The 14,704-nt window shown below is 56.2% G+C and carries 16 protein-coding genes; 9 read left to right on the forward strand and 7 right to left on the reverse strand.

What is annotated here, in order from left to right; translation table 11 throughout:
- Window positions 1–25: 25 nt before the first annotated feature.
- Window positions 26–997, reverse strand: a complete 972-nt coding sequence (locus tag ACR0DK_RS12000; RefSeq protein WP_480736308.1) for a DUF808 domain-containing protein — start codon at window positions 995–997, stop codon at window positions 26–28.
- Window positions 998–1,179: 182 nt separating this feature from the next.
- Between ACR0DK_RS12000 and gap (ACR0DK_RS12005) the strand changes: the two genes are divergently transcribed.
- From gap (ACR0DK_RS12005) to gap (ACR0DK_RS12015), 3 genes are all read left to right on the forward strand, one after another.
- Window positions 1,180–2,181 (forward strand): type I glyceraldehyde-3-phosphate dehydrogenase, encoded by a 1,002-nt coding sequence (gene gap / locus ACR0DK_RS12005; protein WP_170393188.1) that lies wholly within the window; start codon window positions 1,180–1,182, stop codon window positions 2,179–2,181.
- 73 nt (window positions 2,182–2,254) lie between these two features.
- The gene (locus tag ACR0DK_RS12010) at window positions 2,255–2,398 is read left to right on the forward strand and encodes a hypothetical protein (protein WP_010439846.1); all 144 of its coding nucleotides are present in this window, start codon (window positions 2,255–2,257) and stop codon (window positions 2,396–2,398) included.
- An 81-nt stretch (window positions 2,399–2,479) separates the two neighbouring features.
- Window positions 2,480–3,484, forward strand: coding sequence for a type I glyceraldehyde-3-phosphate dehydrogenase (gene gap / locus ACR0DK_RS12015; RefSeq protein WP_170393189.1), 1,005 nt, complete (start codon window positions 2,480–2,482; stop codon window positions 3,482–3,484).
- Here the strand turns inward: gap (ACR0DK_RS12015) and coaD are convergent.
- From coaD to ACR0DK_RS12030, 3 genes are all read right to left on the reverse strand, one after another.
- Window positions 3,476–3,967 (reverse strand): pantetheine-phosphate adenylyltransferase, encoded by a 492-nt coding sequence (coaD, locus tag ACR0DK_RS12020; protein WP_170393190.1) that lies wholly within the window; start codon window positions 3,965–3,967, stop codon window positions 3,476–3,478. The genes gap (ACR0DK_RS12015) and coaD overlap by 9 nt on opposite strands.
- An 82-nt stretch (window positions 3,968–4,049) precedes the next feature.
- Window positions 4,050–4,487, reverse strand: coding sequence for a CBS domain-containing protein (locus ACR0DK_RS12025; protein WP_170405529.1), 438 nt, complete (start codon window positions 4,485–4,487; stop codon window positions 4,050–4,052).
- A gap of 61 nt (window positions 4,488–4,548) precedes the next feature.
- Window positions 4,549–5,451: a LysR family transcriptional regulator gene (locus tag ACR0DK_RS12030; RefSeq protein WP_170405527.1), complete on the reverse strand. Its 903-nt coding sequence runs from the start codon at window positions 5,449–5,451 to the stop codon at window positions 4,549–4,551.
- Between the two features lie 104 nt (window positions 5,452–5,555).
- Here ACR0DK_RS12030 and ACR0DK_RS12035 point away from each other — a divergent pair, with 104 nt between their 5' ends.
- Both ACR0DK_RS12035 and ACR0DK_RS12040 read left to right on the forward strand, forming a co-directional pair.
- A complete protein-coding gene (locus tag ACR0DK_RS12035) occupies window positions 5,556–7,055 on the forward strand; it encodes a CoA-acylating methylmalonate-semialdehyde dehydrogenase (RefSeq protein ID WP_170393193.1) in 1,500 nt (499 codons plus the stop codon).
- A 188-nt stretch (window positions 7,056–7,243) separates the two neighbouring features.
- On the forward strand, window positions 7,244–7,843 hold the full coding sequence (locus ACR0DK_RS12040) for a L,D-transpeptidase (protein WP_170610467.1): 600 nt from the start codon (window positions 7,244–7,246) through the stop codon (window positions 7,841–7,843).
- Window positions 7,844–7,921: 78 nt separating this feature from the next.
- Here the strand turns inward: ACR0DK_RS12040 and ACR0DK_RS12045 are convergent, their stop codons facing one another.
- Window positions 7,922–8,398: a fasciclin domain-containing protein gene (locus ACR0DK_RS12045; RefSeq protein ID WP_170393195.1), complete on the reverse strand. Its 477-nt coding sequence runs from the start codon at window positions 8,396–8,398 to the stop codon at window positions 7,922–7,924.
- A gap of 71 nt (window positions 8,399–8,469) precedes the next feature.
- Window positions 8,470–9,321 carry a class I SAM-dependent methyltransferase gene (locus ACR0DK_RS12050; protein WP_170562887.1) on the reverse strand — a complete coding sequence of 284 codons (852 nt, stop codon included), beginning with the start codon at window positions 9,319–9,321 and terminating at the stop codon, window positions 8,470–8,472.
- Window positions 9,322–9,456: 135 nt separating this feature from the next.
- On the opposite strand from ACR0DK_RS12050, the gene ACR0DK_RS12055 reads away from it, so the two are divergent.
- Window positions 9,457–10,572: a carboxylate-amine ligase gene (locus tag ACR0DK_RS12055; RefSeq protein WP_480736312.1), complete on the forward strand. Its 1,116-nt coding sequence runs from the start codon at window positions 9,457–9,459 to the stop codon at window positions 10,570–10,572.
- A gap of 2 nt (window positions 10,573–10,574) precedes the next feature.
- On the opposite strand, the gene ACR0DK_RS12060 is transcribed toward ACR0DK_RS12055, so the two are convergent.
- On the reverse strand, window positions 10,575–11,435 hold the full coding sequence (locus tag ACR0DK_RS12060; RefSeq protein WP_480736314.1) for a hypothetical protein: 861 nt from the start codon (window positions 11,433–11,435) through the stop codon (window positions 10,575–10,577).
- Window positions 11,436–11,596: 161 nt separating this feature from the next.
- Here ACR0DK_RS12060 and ACR0DK_RS12065 point away from each other — a divergent pair, with 161 nt between their 5' ends.
- From ACR0DK_RS12065 to mmsB, 3 genes are read left to right on the forward strand one after another with little or no spacing between them, the layout of a single operon-like run.
- Complete coding sequence (locus ACR0DK_RS12065) at window positions 11,597–12,739, forward strand: acyl-CoA dehydrogenase family protein (protein WP_480736316.1); 1,143 nt, start codon at window positions 11,597–11,599, stop codon at window positions 12,737–12,739.
- An 8-nt stretch (window positions 12,740–12,747) separates the two neighbouring features.
- The gene (locus tag ACR0DK_RS12070; RefSeq protein WP_480736318.1) at window positions 12,748–13,788 is read left to right on the forward strand and encodes an enoyl-CoA hydratase/isomerase family protein; all 1,041 of its coding nucleotides are present in this window, start codon (window positions 12,748–12,750) and stop codon (window positions 13,786–13,788) included.
- A 3-nt stretch (window positions 13,789–13,791) separates the two neighbouring features.
- Window positions 13,792–14,664, forward strand: a complete 873-nt coding sequence (mmsB, locus tag ACR0DK_RS12075) for a 3-hydroxyisobutyrate dehydrogenase (protein WP_480736319.1) — start codon at window positions 13,792–13,794, stop codon at window positions 14,662–14,664.
- Window positions 14,665–14,704: the final 40 nt, after the last annotated feature.

The raw sequence follows: 14,704 nt of genomic DNA on the forward strand, positions 1-14,704 counted from the left end.
AACCTCACGTCACATGATCCTGATTTCAGTGTTTATTCGCAGATCCCGAAATCGCGCTGATCGCGGGGGACAGAAGCTTGGTTGCCACCGGTATCAGCGCCAGCCCATAGGCCAGACCGAATACACCATCCATCGTCGCCTTCGCGATCCACTTTACCGCGCCTGCCCATTGTTCAGACACAGCATGACTCGCAGCATTTGCCCAGTCGTAAATGTGATGGCCCAGCCAGCCAAAGCCTAGGACCTCCATACCGTGGATCATGATCGACCCGCCGACCCACAGCATCGCAGCAGTACCAACGATAGACAGAACTTTCATAACAACGGGCATCGCTTTGACGAGGCCCCTTCCCGTTCCGCGCCCTATCGGCGTCGGCGCGTTTTGCGCCAAATACAGGCCGACATCATCCATTTTCACGATCAGAGCGACCGAGCCATAAACGGCGACGGTGACCCCAAGGCCCACCACGGCCAGCGTCGCGGCTTGCATCCACACATTCGGCGCTTCAATGGCCGCCAAAGCGATGGTCATGATTTCAGCAGACAGAATAAAGTCAGTCTTGATCGCACCCTTCACCTTCTTTTCTTCCAGATGGCCAGGATCAGGATTTTTCATATCTTCGTCTATCGCATGGCTCCCATGCGGAAACAGGACGTGAAAAATCTTCTCGGCCCCCTCGAAACACAGATATGAACCACCGAGCATAAGCAGCGGTGTGATCAACCAAGGCGCAAAATTGGCTAGTAGCAATGCCACTGGCAACAACAGAATGATCTTGTTGAAAATCGACCCGCGCGCGATGCGCCAGATGATCGGCAGTTCCCGCGCCGGGGCAAAACCCTGAACGTATTTGGGCGTCACGGCCGCGTCGTCAATGATCACACCCGCAGTCTTAGCCCCAGCCTTGCCGGCAGCGGCCACCACATCGTCCACCGAGGCCGCCGCAACCTTTGCAATGCCCGCCACGTCGTCCAACAGGGCCAACAGACCACTCATCGCGCTTCCTTTCCATTCATCTGTTCGATCGGACCCTACCTGATCCAACGGCTAGCGCAAGCGTTAGCGCAATCGGCGCAGGTTTGCGCTAACACCTTAAAAATATGCCATTTTTGCCCTTTTGAGATTCAATATTCGCGGCTATATGGCCTGCAACGCAAGCGCATTTTTGGAGACGTCGGATGACCATCAAGGTCGGTATCAATGGTTTTGGCCGCATCGGCCGCTGTACTCTGTCGCACATCGCCGCATCGGCGCGCAACGACATCGAAGTGATCAAGGTCAACGCCACCGGCCCGCTGGAAACCTCGGCGCATCTGTTGAAATACGACAGCATCCATGGACGTTTCCCACGCGACGTCTCGGTCGAAGGCAACACCATGGATCTGGGTCGCGGCCCGATGGAGATGTTCTCGACCTACGATATGAACGAGCTGGACTGGGAAGGCTGCGATGTCGTTCTGGAATGCACCGGTAAATTCAACGACGGCCTGAAGGCTAAAACCCATCTTGAGCGCGGCGCAGGCAAGGTTCTGCTATCGGCCCCTGGCAAGAATGTCGACAAGACCATCGTATTTGGTGTGAACCACAACAGCCTGACTGCAAACGACAACATGGTGTCGAACGGTTCTTGCACCACCAACTGCCTTGCTCCGCTTGCCAAAGTTCTGGACGAAGGTATCGGCATCGAGCATGGCATCATGACCACGATTCACGCCTATACCGGCGACCAACCGACGCTGGACCGTCGCCACAGCGATCTTTATCGCGCCCGCGCTGCCGCCATGTCGATGATCCCGACGTCCACTGGCGCCGCTGCAGCACTGGGAGAGGTTCTGCCGAACCTCAAAGGGCGCCTGGACGGCTCGGCCATCCGCGTGCCCACTCCAAACGTCTCGGCCGTTGATCTATCATTCCGCGCCTCGCGCGACGTCACTGTCGAAGAGGTCAACGCCATCGTCGAAGAGGCAGCGAAAGGCCCGATGCAGCGCGTTCTAGGGTATGAGCCTGCGCCGCTGGTTTCGACCGATTTCAACCACACCGAAGAAAGCTCGATCTTTGCGCCGGATCAGACCCGAGTTGTCGACAACCGAATGGTGCGCGTATTGGCATGGTATGACAACGAATGGGGATTCTCGGTGCGTATGGCGGATGTCGCCGTCGCGATGGGCCGCCTTAACTGACCCTTCGCACATCGCTTGTACCTTTATGCCCGCTCAGGTTATCTGAGCGGGCATTTACGTTCAGGGCGCAGAAATGACAAATCAAATCGCCATCTGGCTTGGAATCCTAATTCTGGGCGGTCTGATGCTGGACGTGGCACTATTCGGCACCGAACACCTGCTGTTCCTGGGCAAGAAGCTCTACGATTTCCTGGATTGGCTCGCCTTCTGGCGCTGACAGAGGTTTTTCTTGACTTTCGCGCCAATCTGGCTTTGTTAGCGCTAACCATCTATGGACCATGTTCTGACGGAGCGCATTATGACACTCAAGCTGGCAATCAATGGATTTGGACGGATCGGGCGCGGCGTTCTTCGGGCCGTCATGGAATCCGGACGTACTGATGTTGAAATCATCGCAATCAACGATCTGGCAAAGCCCGAAATGAACGCACATCTGTTCGAGTTCGACAGCGTGCATGGACGCTATTCCAATCCCGTAACTCTGACTGATGCAGGTCTGGACGTGGGTGCTGGGCCCATCCGGCTGACCAGCGAGCGTGATCCCGAAGCACTGGACTGGTCTGATGTGGATGTGGTTCTGGAATGCACCGGTGTTTTCCGGACCCGTGAAGCAGCTGAGCGGCACCTGAAAAACGGATCAAAGAAAGTATTGATCTCGGCCCCTGCCCGTGGCGACGGCGGCGTGAAGACAGTCGTGTTCGGCGTGAACGATCATGAGCTAACCGCCGACGATATCGTTGTTTCCAATGCCTCCTGCACCACCAACTGCCTCTCGCCGGTCGCGGCGGCTTTGGACGCAGGACTGGGCATCAAACACGGCAACATGACCACAGTTCATGCATACACGGCCAGCCAACCGGTTCACGACACTGCGGGTAAAGACCCCTATCTGTCGCGCGCAGCAGCGCTGTCGATGATTCCGACGACAACTGGCGCGGCATCGGCTGTTGGTCTGGTTCTGCCGCAGCTTGCTGGTAAGTTGACCGGGCAAGCCATTCGTGTCCCCACGCCCAATGTCTCAGTCGTTGATCTGGTTGCTGAGGTTTCGCGACCGACGACCGAAGAAGAGGTCAATGCCCTCTTTGTAGAAGCTGCCGCCAAAATCCCCGGTGTGCTGGCGGCCGAGAATCGCCCCTTGATCTCGATCGATTTCAACCACGACTCGCATAGCTCGACGGTTTCACTGGCTGAAACCAAAGTAACTGACGGCACATTGGTTCGTGTGCTTGCATGGTACGACAACGAATGGGGCTTCTCGAACCGGATGCTGGACACAGCCGCCGCGATGGGCGCGCTATCCTAACCGCTCTTTCAAGGCGGAATTGACGCGGGGCGTGACGAATTTTGACACGTCCCCGTTCAATCTGGCGATTTCTTTGACCAGTTTCGACGCAATGGCTTGATGCCGTGCCTCCGCCATCAAGAACACGGTCTCAATCGAGTCGTCCAACGCGCGATTCATCCCAACCATCTGGAATTCATACTCGAAATCCGCAACCGCACGCAGTCCGCGCACGATGATCTGAGCGCCTACATCGCGGGCGCAATCGATCAGCAGGTTTTCAAACGGATGCGCGACAATCTCGGTGCCAGTCTGCTCGGTTAGATGGGCGCATTCGGCCTCGATCATCGCGACACGTTCTTCCAAAGAAAACAGCGGGCCCTTGTCCCGGTTGATAGCAACACCAATGACGAGCTTATCCACCAGCGCAGCCGCGCGGCGAATAATGTCTATATGACCCATGGTGATAGGGTCGAAAGTACCGGGATATAATCCAACCCGCATTGGGCTCTCCAGCGCAACAATATTTCTGCGCAAGCAAACATAACTTTGCCGCAGGTGCAAGAGGCTGAAACAGCCCCCGCGTTCAGTGCCCCATGATCATGCCCTCAAGCGCGTCTTTTTCCATAGCAAGTTCAGCCAGTTGCGCCTTGACCGCATCACCCAGCGTAACGATGCCGACCAGTTTGCCATCTTCCAATACAGGCATGTGGCGAAATCGTCCTTCGGTCATCTGGGACAGGATAGACTCAACAGTATCCTGCTGGCTGGCGGTCACAAGTTGCTTGGTCATATAGTTGCTAACGGGTTTATCCAAGCATCCGCTGCCGCTGGCAGCCAACTCGCGAACAATGTCTCGTTCGGATAAAATGCCCGCTGCCGTCTGCCCCCCATCCTCGGAAATGACCACAGTACCAATCCGCTTTTCCGCAAGAATCTCGGCAGCCTGAGAAACGGATGCCGTTGGCTCGACCGTCTCCACACCGCCGCTGGCCTTGGATTTGAGAATGGCCTGTACAAGCATAAGCGAAAACCTCCGGAATTACGTACTGTTTTCCAAAGCGTTGCCGGAATGTGTGAATGTGTCAAGGTGAAGCTTCGCGCTCAAGCCGCGCTACTTCGTCCCGTATTCCGCGCGTCAACGCCTCGGCAAAGCGGTTCAACCGCTCATTGCGCTGATCGCCCTGATGGCGGACCAGATAGAACCCCCGGGTCAGACTGACCTGATCCGTCAGGATTTTCTGCAATCCCCGATGGAACGGCAATGTGAAATCATGTGCCACGCAGACCCCTGTTCCCAGCGAAACTTGTCGCAGCTGAACGGAAACAGAGTTTGATGCAAGCGCGACACGTTCAACACCAATGTCGTTGAGATAGTCCAGCTCGCGGTCGAAAATCATGTCCGGAATATAGCCTATCATCCGATGCCCTTTTAGATCCTCGATGGATCGAATTTCGGCGTGACGACTCAGGTATTCCTTCGTTGCGACCATATGCAGCCGATAGTCGGATATCTTCTGCACCAGCAGTTTCCCTGCGGTGGGCGCACTGACTGTTACCGCCATGTCGGCCTCTCGCCGGGATAGGTTGATGATGCGCGGCAACGCCAGGATCTGAATGTCGAGATCAGGATTGGCATCGCTGATCTTGGCGCAGACCTGTGGCAACAGGTAATTGGCACTACCATCCGGGGCACCAATTCGGATCTGACCGCTTAGCGATTTGGCAGAGCCTGACATGACACCAGTCGCTGCGCGCATAGCTTCTTCCGCCTGCAGCCCATGCTCCATCAGGCGTTGTCCTGCAGTCGTCAACACATAGCCCTGCTGTGATTTCGTGAACAACACCGCGTCCAATGCCGCTTCGAGCCGCGCGATTCTGCGCCCGACTGTCGCCGGGTCGATCTTGAGAACCCGCCCCGCACCCGAAAGGCTTTCATCGCGCGCGACCGCCAGGAAAACCCGCAAATCATCCCAATTCGGCGTCATGTTCTACCCTTTGCATTTTTGCAAAACTGATTTGAAATATTGCCTCTGTTCAGGTGATTTTCGCAAGTCTATTCTTCGCGCAACTTAATCCGGAGGAGTTTGCAATGCAGAACCTGACCCATTTCATCAACGGCGAAAATGTCGCTGGCACATCTGGCCGCTTTGACAATGTATTCAACCCAGCAACGGGTGAAGTGCAGTACCAATGCCCGATGGCCAGTGTCGCCGAGACCACCGCTGCGATCGAAGACGCTGCAGCAGCTCAGGTCGCTTGGGGCGCAACCAACCCGCAGAAGCGCGCGCGCGTTATGATGGCGATGGTTGGTTTGATGAACCGCAACATGGACAAGCTGGCCGAGGCTCTCAGCCGCGAGCACGGTAAAACCATCCCGGACGCCAAGGGTGATCTGCAGCGTGGTCTGGAAGTGATAGAATACTGCATCGGCGCGCCCCAGATGCTGAAAGGTGAGTTCACCGACAGCGCGGGCCCGGGCATCGACATGTATTCGATGCGTCAGCCGCTGGGCGTGGTCGCTTCGATCATGCCATTCAACTTCCCCGCAATGATGCCGCTTTGGCACGTTGGCCCGGCACTGGCCTGCGGCAACGCAGTTGTTCTGAAACCGTCCGAGCGCGACCCCTCTGTTCCATTGATGCTGGCAGAGCTGTTTGTCGAAGCTGGTCTGCCCAAGGGTGTGTTCCAAGTCGTAAACGGTGACAAAGAGGCCGTGGACACCCTGCTGGACAGCGAAATCATTCAGGGCGTGTCGTTCGTGGGTTCAACCCCGATCGCGCAGTACATCTATGCTCGTGCAACCGCCAACGGCAAACGCGCGCAGTGTTTCGGTGGCGCTAAGAACCACATGATCGTTATGCCTGACGCCGATCTGGATCAGGCTGCTGATGCGCTGGTCGGTGCAGGTTTCGGCGCGGCTGGCGAACGCTGCATGGCAATCTCGGTGGCCGTGCCTGTGGGCGAAGAAACCGCAGACGCACTGATCGAAAAACTGATCCCTCGCGTGGAGAAGCTGAAAGTCGGCCCCTACACAGCGGGCGACGACGTAGACATGGGTCCGGTTGTTACTGCTGCCGCGAAAGAGCGCATCCTTGGCCTGATCAACTCGGGCGTTGAGCAGGGCGCGAAGCTGGTTGTCGACAACCGCGACTTCAGCCTGCAGGGCTATGAGGATGGCTTCTTTGTCGGCCCGCACCTGTTCGACAACGTCACTCCCGACATGGATATCTACAAGCAAGAGATCTTTGGCCCGGTCCTGTCGACCGTCCGCGCGGGTTCTTATGAAGAGGCGCTGAAACTGGCGATGGATCATGAATACGGCAACGGCACTGCGATCTTCACCCGCGACGGTGATACGGCGCGTGACTTTGCCAGCCGTGTGAACATCGGCATGGTCGGCATCAACGTTCCGATCCCGGTTCCGCTGGCCTACCACACTTTTGGCGGCTGGAAGAAATCGATGTTCGGCGACCTGAACCAGCACGGTCCGGACAGCTTCAAGTTCTACACCCGCACCAAAACAGTGACATCGCGCTGGCCGTCGGGCATCAAGGAAGGTGGCGAGTTCAACTTCAAAGCGATGGACTGATCATTCAGCTTACAAATCAGGAAACCCGGCCCTACATGGGTCGGGTTTTTTCGTGCATGCGCCAGTTGCTGCCTGATCGCGTACCTCACAAGAAATTCAGAGGTCGCCCTCTGGAAAAAGCAGGCAATCACTAATATTTTATCGGTAATTCAACTATCCGAGCAGCTCATAACTCCCTGGAGGCAACCTTGTCCCAAAATCGTTTTACCCGTCGTCACGCCCTTTTGGGCGCTGCATCGCTGATTGCGGCCCCTGCTATCGTGCGTGCTCAAAGCACTGATGCTTTCCCACAGACCGAGGAAGCAATCAGCACGCAGCTTCCAGTACGTCGTAACATTTCATCGTTCTCGCAGCAGAATTGGCAGGATCACTTTGACGAGTTGGGCGTCGGCGCATTGTTGGCCGATATCACCAGCCGGGCTGTTCATTACTGGGGGCCGGATGGAACCTACAAGCTGTACCCCAGTTCTGTCCCGATGAGCGAAGAGCTGACCAAGCGCGGCTATACCAAAGTCACACGCAAGGCGGAGAACCCAAGCTGGACACCAACCCCATCAATGCGCGAGCGCGATCCCTCGTTGCCAATTCGCATGGAGGGTGGTGAACCTGGAAACCCATTGGGAACTCGCGCTATGTATCTTGGCTGGCCTGCCTACTTGGTTCACGGCACCTATGATACTCGCAAGATTGGACGTCAGAGCTCGTCCGGCTGTATCGGTCTTTATAACCAGCACGTTGAAGAGCTGTATCCGCTGGTAAAGGTCGGCACTCAGGTACGTTTGGTCTAAACGGCGAGTTTCTACACGAAACACAAAAAAGCCCCGTCCATCAGGAACGGGGCTTTTGTTTTCGTGAAGGTGGTAGATTTATTCGGGAATGATCACTTCGTCGACAACGTGAATGACGCCGTTGCTGGCTTCGATGTCGGCCTGCACAACTTTGGCACCATTAACTTTCACGCCATTTTTTGCGTTCACGCTTAGTCGGTCGCCTTGCACGGTCAAAACCTTCGCGCGCTTCCCTGCAATGTCGCCGGACATCACTTTGGCTGGCACGACATGGTAGGTCAGGATCGACACCAACTGGTCCTTGTTTTCTGGCAGAAGTAGGGTTTCAACAGTGCCTTCAGGCAGAGCTGCAAAAGCTTCATCCGTGGGTGCAAAGACGGTGAAGGGCCCATCGCCTTTCAGCGTATCGACCAGGCCCGCGGCCTGAACGGCAGCAACCAGGGTGTTGAATGACCCGGCAGCAACTGCGGTATCTACGATATCAGCGGCCTGCGCTTTGACGGGCAGTGCAAGTGCAAATGCGGCGGCAGCGCCCATGAATGTGCGGCGGAACATGGCTGTTAACTCCTCTCCAGCTTGTTATGGAAAGGGTTACGGGCCTGGGTTCGAAGCGGATCACACAGAATTCAATTTTCTTTGAGCTGAACCCAGATGCTCTGCGCACGGCCCTCTTCTAGAAACGGCAGCGCTGCGACGGCGTCGGGGCGATCCTGCTGCAGGTAATATCCGGGCCAAAGCATTGAATAGAAACCGGATTGCAGCAAGGCGTGCAACATGTACTGCTCACCCCATCCTGGGCAGTCATAGAAGAACCGTTTGGGATATTCATAAGGCAGAAAAACATCGTGGACATGAATGACAACGCCGGGTTTCAGCGCCGGAATGATCCGACAGAATAGATGGGCGACATCGTTGCTCATCCGAACCACATGGCTTGAATCGATGAACAGAACATCCCCAGCCTCAAGCTGATCGAACAGCGCGGGATCTACTTCTTCCAGTCGCTTCTGCTCAAACTGATCGACGACATGGGCGATATCTGCGCGCGGGTACGGATCAATTGCCGTGATCGTCGTATCCAAACCACCATCTATGATCGCCTGCCGCGTCACGCGGGTAGAGTTCCCACAACCGACCTCGATCACGCGCTTGGGCTGAAAGCGGCGGATCATCAGGTAAAGCGCATCCGCATCCGGGCTATCGTAGTATCCATTTCCGGTGTGATACCCAGTCTGGTTTCGCGCCGGGTCCTTCAAAGCTGCAAGCGCATCGGCATGGCGCGTATACTCTTCGACAAGTTGCGCGATATCGAATCCGTCCATTCCCGGCGACAGGGCATAAGCGGGCCTGGTCAATCCCCCTGCCCGTTCGAACGCTTCCAGCCGCGCCCGTTCATCCTGTTCCGTAACCTTGTCGATCAGCTTGACGCCCAACTCATCCAGGGCTGCATTGATCTGCGGAAATTTTCTGGGTTTCACGAGGACGGCTCCACATTGCGTTGCGCCCGCTCTTTACCTGTGCACGCAGGACTTCCGCAAGAACCGACAGGCCAAACCCTTGGCAAAACGCTAATTTCCGTATTCACTGATGTGAATTGACCAACGAGGACCGCCATGCAGCAGGAATTCACGATCGGCATTGAAGAGGAATACCTGCTGGTCGATCAAGACAGTCTGCAGCTCGCCGAGGCGCCCGCAGCATTGATGGAAGCTTGTCAGGCAGATTTCGAAGGCCAGGTCAGCCCGGAATTTCTGCAGTGCCAGATCGAAGTCGGGACCCGCCCACATGCTACGATCAGATCGGCGCGCGAAGATCTAAAGCGCCTGCGTTCTTGTGTTTCAAAACGTGCAGCCGAGTATAATTTGGCTCCGATCGCTGTCTCTTGCCACCCGTTTGCGAACTGGAAAGATCAACACCATACACGGAAAGAACGCTATGACGCCCTGCAGCATGCTTTGGGCGGCGTGGCGCGGCGGATGCTGATCTGCGGAATGCATGTGCATGTGGGCGTCGAAGATCAAGCCTTGCGCGCCGACCTGGTACCCCAGCTTTCTTACTTTCTGCCCCATCTGCTGGCGTTGTCGACCTCGTCTCCTTATTGGAACGGCGAAGATACCGGGCTTTCCTCCTATAGGCTCACCGTGTTCGACAATCTGCCCCGGACCGGTCTGCCCCCGGTGTTCAGCAGTTGGGGCGAATACGAACGCACCACCGGCGTGCTGGTCGAACTCGGCGTGATCGAGGACACCTCTAAAATCTGGTGGGACCTACGTCCATCTCACCGGTTCCCCACCCTAGAAACACGCATCATGGACGTGCAGCCAAGGCTTGAACATACGCTGTCGCTGGCCGCCCTTGTGCAGGCGCTGACACGGATGCTGTGCCGCCTGAAAGACCGCAATCTTAGGTGGCGGCAATATGATAAGTTTCTAATCGGCGAAAACCGTTGGCGCGCGCAGCGTTATGGTGTGGGCGAAGGCATGATCGATTTCGGCGATCGCGCGATTAAGCCGATGGCCGAACTGATCGGAGAGCTGATGGGCATGTTGGCCGAAGACACCGAGGCATTGGGCACCATGACCGAGCTCGCCCGCCTGCGACAGATCGCCGAAAATGGTACCTCCGCCACCCGCCAACGCAGTGTTCACGCCGAAGCCGTCGCACGCGGGGATGATCCGGGCATGGCCGTCGTCAGGCACCTGATCGAGGAATTCCACGCCGACCTGTAAGCTTAGACCGCCGCCAAAATCTCTTTGATCCGGTCCGCTACGGGTTCGTACAAATCGCGATCCGTCCAGTATCCGTTATGCGACAGCGGATTCCACGACGTAAAGATTTTGCCCGCATTGATCGGCTTGTCCTTCAAGGCCCCACTTTGAGCCAGCTGTTCATAGCTTGGGGCGCTTTTGCCCAATGGGAAACCCAAGACATCATGCTTGTCATAGTAGTTTCGCCACCATGTCGAAAACTGCAACGCAGGTGGCAGTGCGCGGTTCGGGGCCATGATCGGAAAAATCTCATTCTCGGGATATGCGAACAGAAAAATAGGAATATTGCACCCGAATGTCACAAGTCCTGCGACGGTTTTCATGTTCTCAACATCTGTCGGATGAACCGGTGAACCACCCTGGCGCAGGTGCCTTTGCATGTCATAGATATAGTTCGACATGATATGCCCGCCCAACGAATGCGCCAGGATCAATACAGGGCCCTGTGGCCCGACCTGATATTTGACGACCCCCATCACATTCTCGATCTTCTTGTGGATCGCCTCATAAATCTTGTCACCATCATCCGGCGTTGGTCGGTAAGAGGCCGCATCCGAGAGGTTGCACACCACAAACTCGCGCAGCCTGTCATATCCAAGGCTGCGGTTGACCTTGCGCAGATATGCCTTTTGCCGTCCCTGCAGGATCTGCGCCCAAACCACCTCGTGCCAGATTACATCATCCATATCCGCGCCCACCCGGCTCGAAACCCGTCGTTTCAGCCCTTTGGAAAACGTTGGGGTCGTGGATGGGGGCTGGTTCTGAGGATTGTATTGGCTGCCCATTCCGTGAATCACGATAACGGCGAGTTTGTGCGATGCCATGAGAATACTCCGTAATAATAATCGAAATGCTTAATTCCCGCAGTATACCCCACCGACCGGAATTCCCCCAAATCGCCAAGTTTGCTGTCGTTGAAAAATTTCTGTAAGGATTGAAGAATAAAACGCTCGTTCAATTCTATAGCCAACAGGAAACACACGTCATGGATTTCGCGCTGACCGAAGAACAAACGGCCATTTTCGACATGGCCTACGCCTTTGGCCAAGACCACATCGCCCCCTTTGCGCGTCAGTGGGAAGCAGACGGAACCATCCCTAAAGAGCTTTGGCCGAAAATCGGCGAGCTTGGATTTGGTGGCCTCTATGTCTCGGAAGAGGCTGGCGGTTCGGGGCTGACGCGGCTGGATGCAACGCTGGTGTTCGAAGCGCTGTCGATGGCCTGCCCCTCGGTCGCGGCATTCCTGTCGATTCACAACATGTGCGCAAAAATGCTGGACAGCTTTGGCAGCGACGATCTGAAGTCCCGCATCATGCCAAGTATCCTCAGCCTCGAAACCGTCCTCAGCTACTGCCTGACGGAACCCGGATCGGGATCAGACGCCGCAGCGTTGAAAACGCGCGCTGAACGGACCAATGAAGGCTACACGCTCAATGGCACAAAAGCGTTCATTTCCGGCGGCGGCTATTCGGATGCCTATGTCTGCATGGTGCGCACGGGTGAAGACGGCCCTAAGGGGATCTCGACTGTCTATGTCGAAGACGGCACGCCGGGTCTGAGCTTTGGTGGTCTGGAACTGAAAATGGGCTGGAAAAGCCAGCCAACCGCGCAGGTTCAGTTTGACGATTGCAAAATCCCGTCCGGCAACCTGGTCGGGGCTGAGGGCGACGGCTTCAAATACGCGATGAAGGGGCTGGACGGTGGCCGCCTGAACATCGCCTCCTGCTCGCTGGGGGCTGCTCAGAACGGTCTGGACATGACATTGCAGTATATGTCCGAGCGCAAAGCCTTTGGACAATCGATCGATCAGTTTCAAGCGCTGCAGTTCCGACTGGCAGATATGGAGATCGAACTGCACGCAGCGCGCACATTCCTGCGTCAGGCAGCGTGGAAACTTGATCAGGGTGCACCGGACGCCACAAAATTCTGTGCGATGGCCAAGAAGTTCGTAACCGAAACCGGATCGAAAGTCGTGGATCAGTGTCTGCAATTGCACGGTGGATATGGCTATCTGGCGGATTATGGAATCGAGAAACTGGTGCGGGATCTGCGCGTGCACCAGATACTGGAAGGCACGAACGAGATCATGCGCGTGATCGTTGCACGCCAGATGCTCTCCAATCGCTGAGGTCTTTGATGTCCGATATCGACATTCGCACCACAGGCCGTGCCGGGCGAATCACGCTGACACGACCACACGCCCTGAACGCCCTTAGCTATGAGATGTGCATGGCCATTGATACCGCTCTGCGTAACTGGCGTGAGGATGATCAAGTCGATCTGATCATTCTCGATGCCGAAGGCGACAAAGCCTTTTGCGCTGGCGGAGATATTGCCGAGCTTTATGCGACCGGCACCAAGGCGGACTATGCTTATGGCCAAACGTTTTGGCGCGACGAATACCGCCTGAATGCCTTGATTTTTGAGTACTCAAAACCAGTGATCAGCTTCCTGCAAGGTTTCACCATGGGTGGCGGGGTTGGCATCGGGTGCCATGGCAGCCATCGAGTGGTTGGAGAAAGCTCAAAGATCGCGATGCCGGAATGCTCAATCGGGCTGGTTCCTGATGTGGGCGGATCGCTGATGTTGGCGCTGGCGCCGGGGCGATTGGGCGAGTATCTGGGCACCACCGGCCACCGCATGGGGCCCGGAGATGCGATCTATGCCGGGTTTGCCGACCATTTCATTCCCCAAGAGCATTGGGCGGGGCTGATAGACCAGTTGGAAGCCTCTGGACGGGCGGAACTGGTGGATGAGCATGCAGTGCCCGCACCGGATAGCCCCTTGGCTGAAATGCAGGGCGAGATCGACAGGCTATTCAGCGGAGAAAGCCTTAGCGATATCCTGAACAGCTTGCGCAACGATGACACAGAATTTTCGACGAAAATTCTCGGCACACTGCAGCGAAACTCTCCTATCTCCATGGCTTGTGCTGTCGAGATTTTGCATCGGCTGCGCGGAACCAACCTGACATTGCAAAAAGCGCTGGATCTGGAGTACCGGTTTACCTATCGCGCGATGGAGCATGGCGATTTTCTGGAAGGCATTCGCGCCCAGATCATCGACAAGGATCGCAACCCGAATTGGCAGTTTGCTGATTTGGATGTGCCTGCAGTCGCGGTGTCCAAGATGCTGCAACCGCTCGGTGCGGATGCACTAAGCTTTTCAGAGGAGTAAGGGATGAAAATCGCATTCATAGGGCTTGGCAACATGGGCGGCCCGATGGCGGCCAATCTGGCGCGCGCGGGCCATGACGTCATCGGCTTTGATCAAGTTGATGTCGCCATCGAAGGCGTTTCCATGGCGCCCTCTGGCGCCGCTGCAGCTGCGGAAGCCGACGTGGTTATCACCATGCTTCCCAACGGGCAAATTCTGCGCGCTGTGGCCGATGAAGTTGTCCCTGAAATGCAAGACGGCGCGGTTCTGATTGACTGCTCTACGGTCGATGTCGACAGCGCCCGCGCGGTGGCGCAGCAAGCTGCTCAGGCTGGTCTGCTATCAGTCGATGCACCTGTATCCGGCGGGATTGGTGGGGCCGCTGCAGGCACTTTGACCTTTATGGCCGGTGGATCTGAACCAGCTTTTGCCAAGGCGGCTCCGTTATTTGAAATCATGGGGCAAAAAGCGGTTCACTGCGGTGAAGCTGGCGCGGGTCAGGCCGCCAAAATCTGCAACAACATGATCCTCGGCGTGACGATGATCGCGACCTGCGAGGCATTTGCGCTTGCTGATAAATTGGGATTGGATCGACAAAAGATGTTCGATGTAGTCAGCACGTCCTCAGGGTACAGCTGGACAATGAACGCCTATTGCCCTGCCCCCGGCGTTGGACCCGAAAGCCCATCCGACAATGACTATACCCCCGGTTTCGCCGCCGAGCTGATGTTGAAAGATCTACGTCTCAGCCAACAGGCTGCCGAGAGTGCGGACGCTGATACGCCCATGGGACAGGTTGCGACAAAGCTATATGAACAGTTTGTCGAACAAGAAGATGGCTTGGGTCGCGATTTCAGCGCCATGTTACCGCGATTTGAGAAGCGGTCCAGAGACTGAACAACCTCAGAACGCAGCGCTCTACGAAGCACCAGAGAAG

Source organism: Ruegeria sp. CE6 (assembly GCF_056537485.1).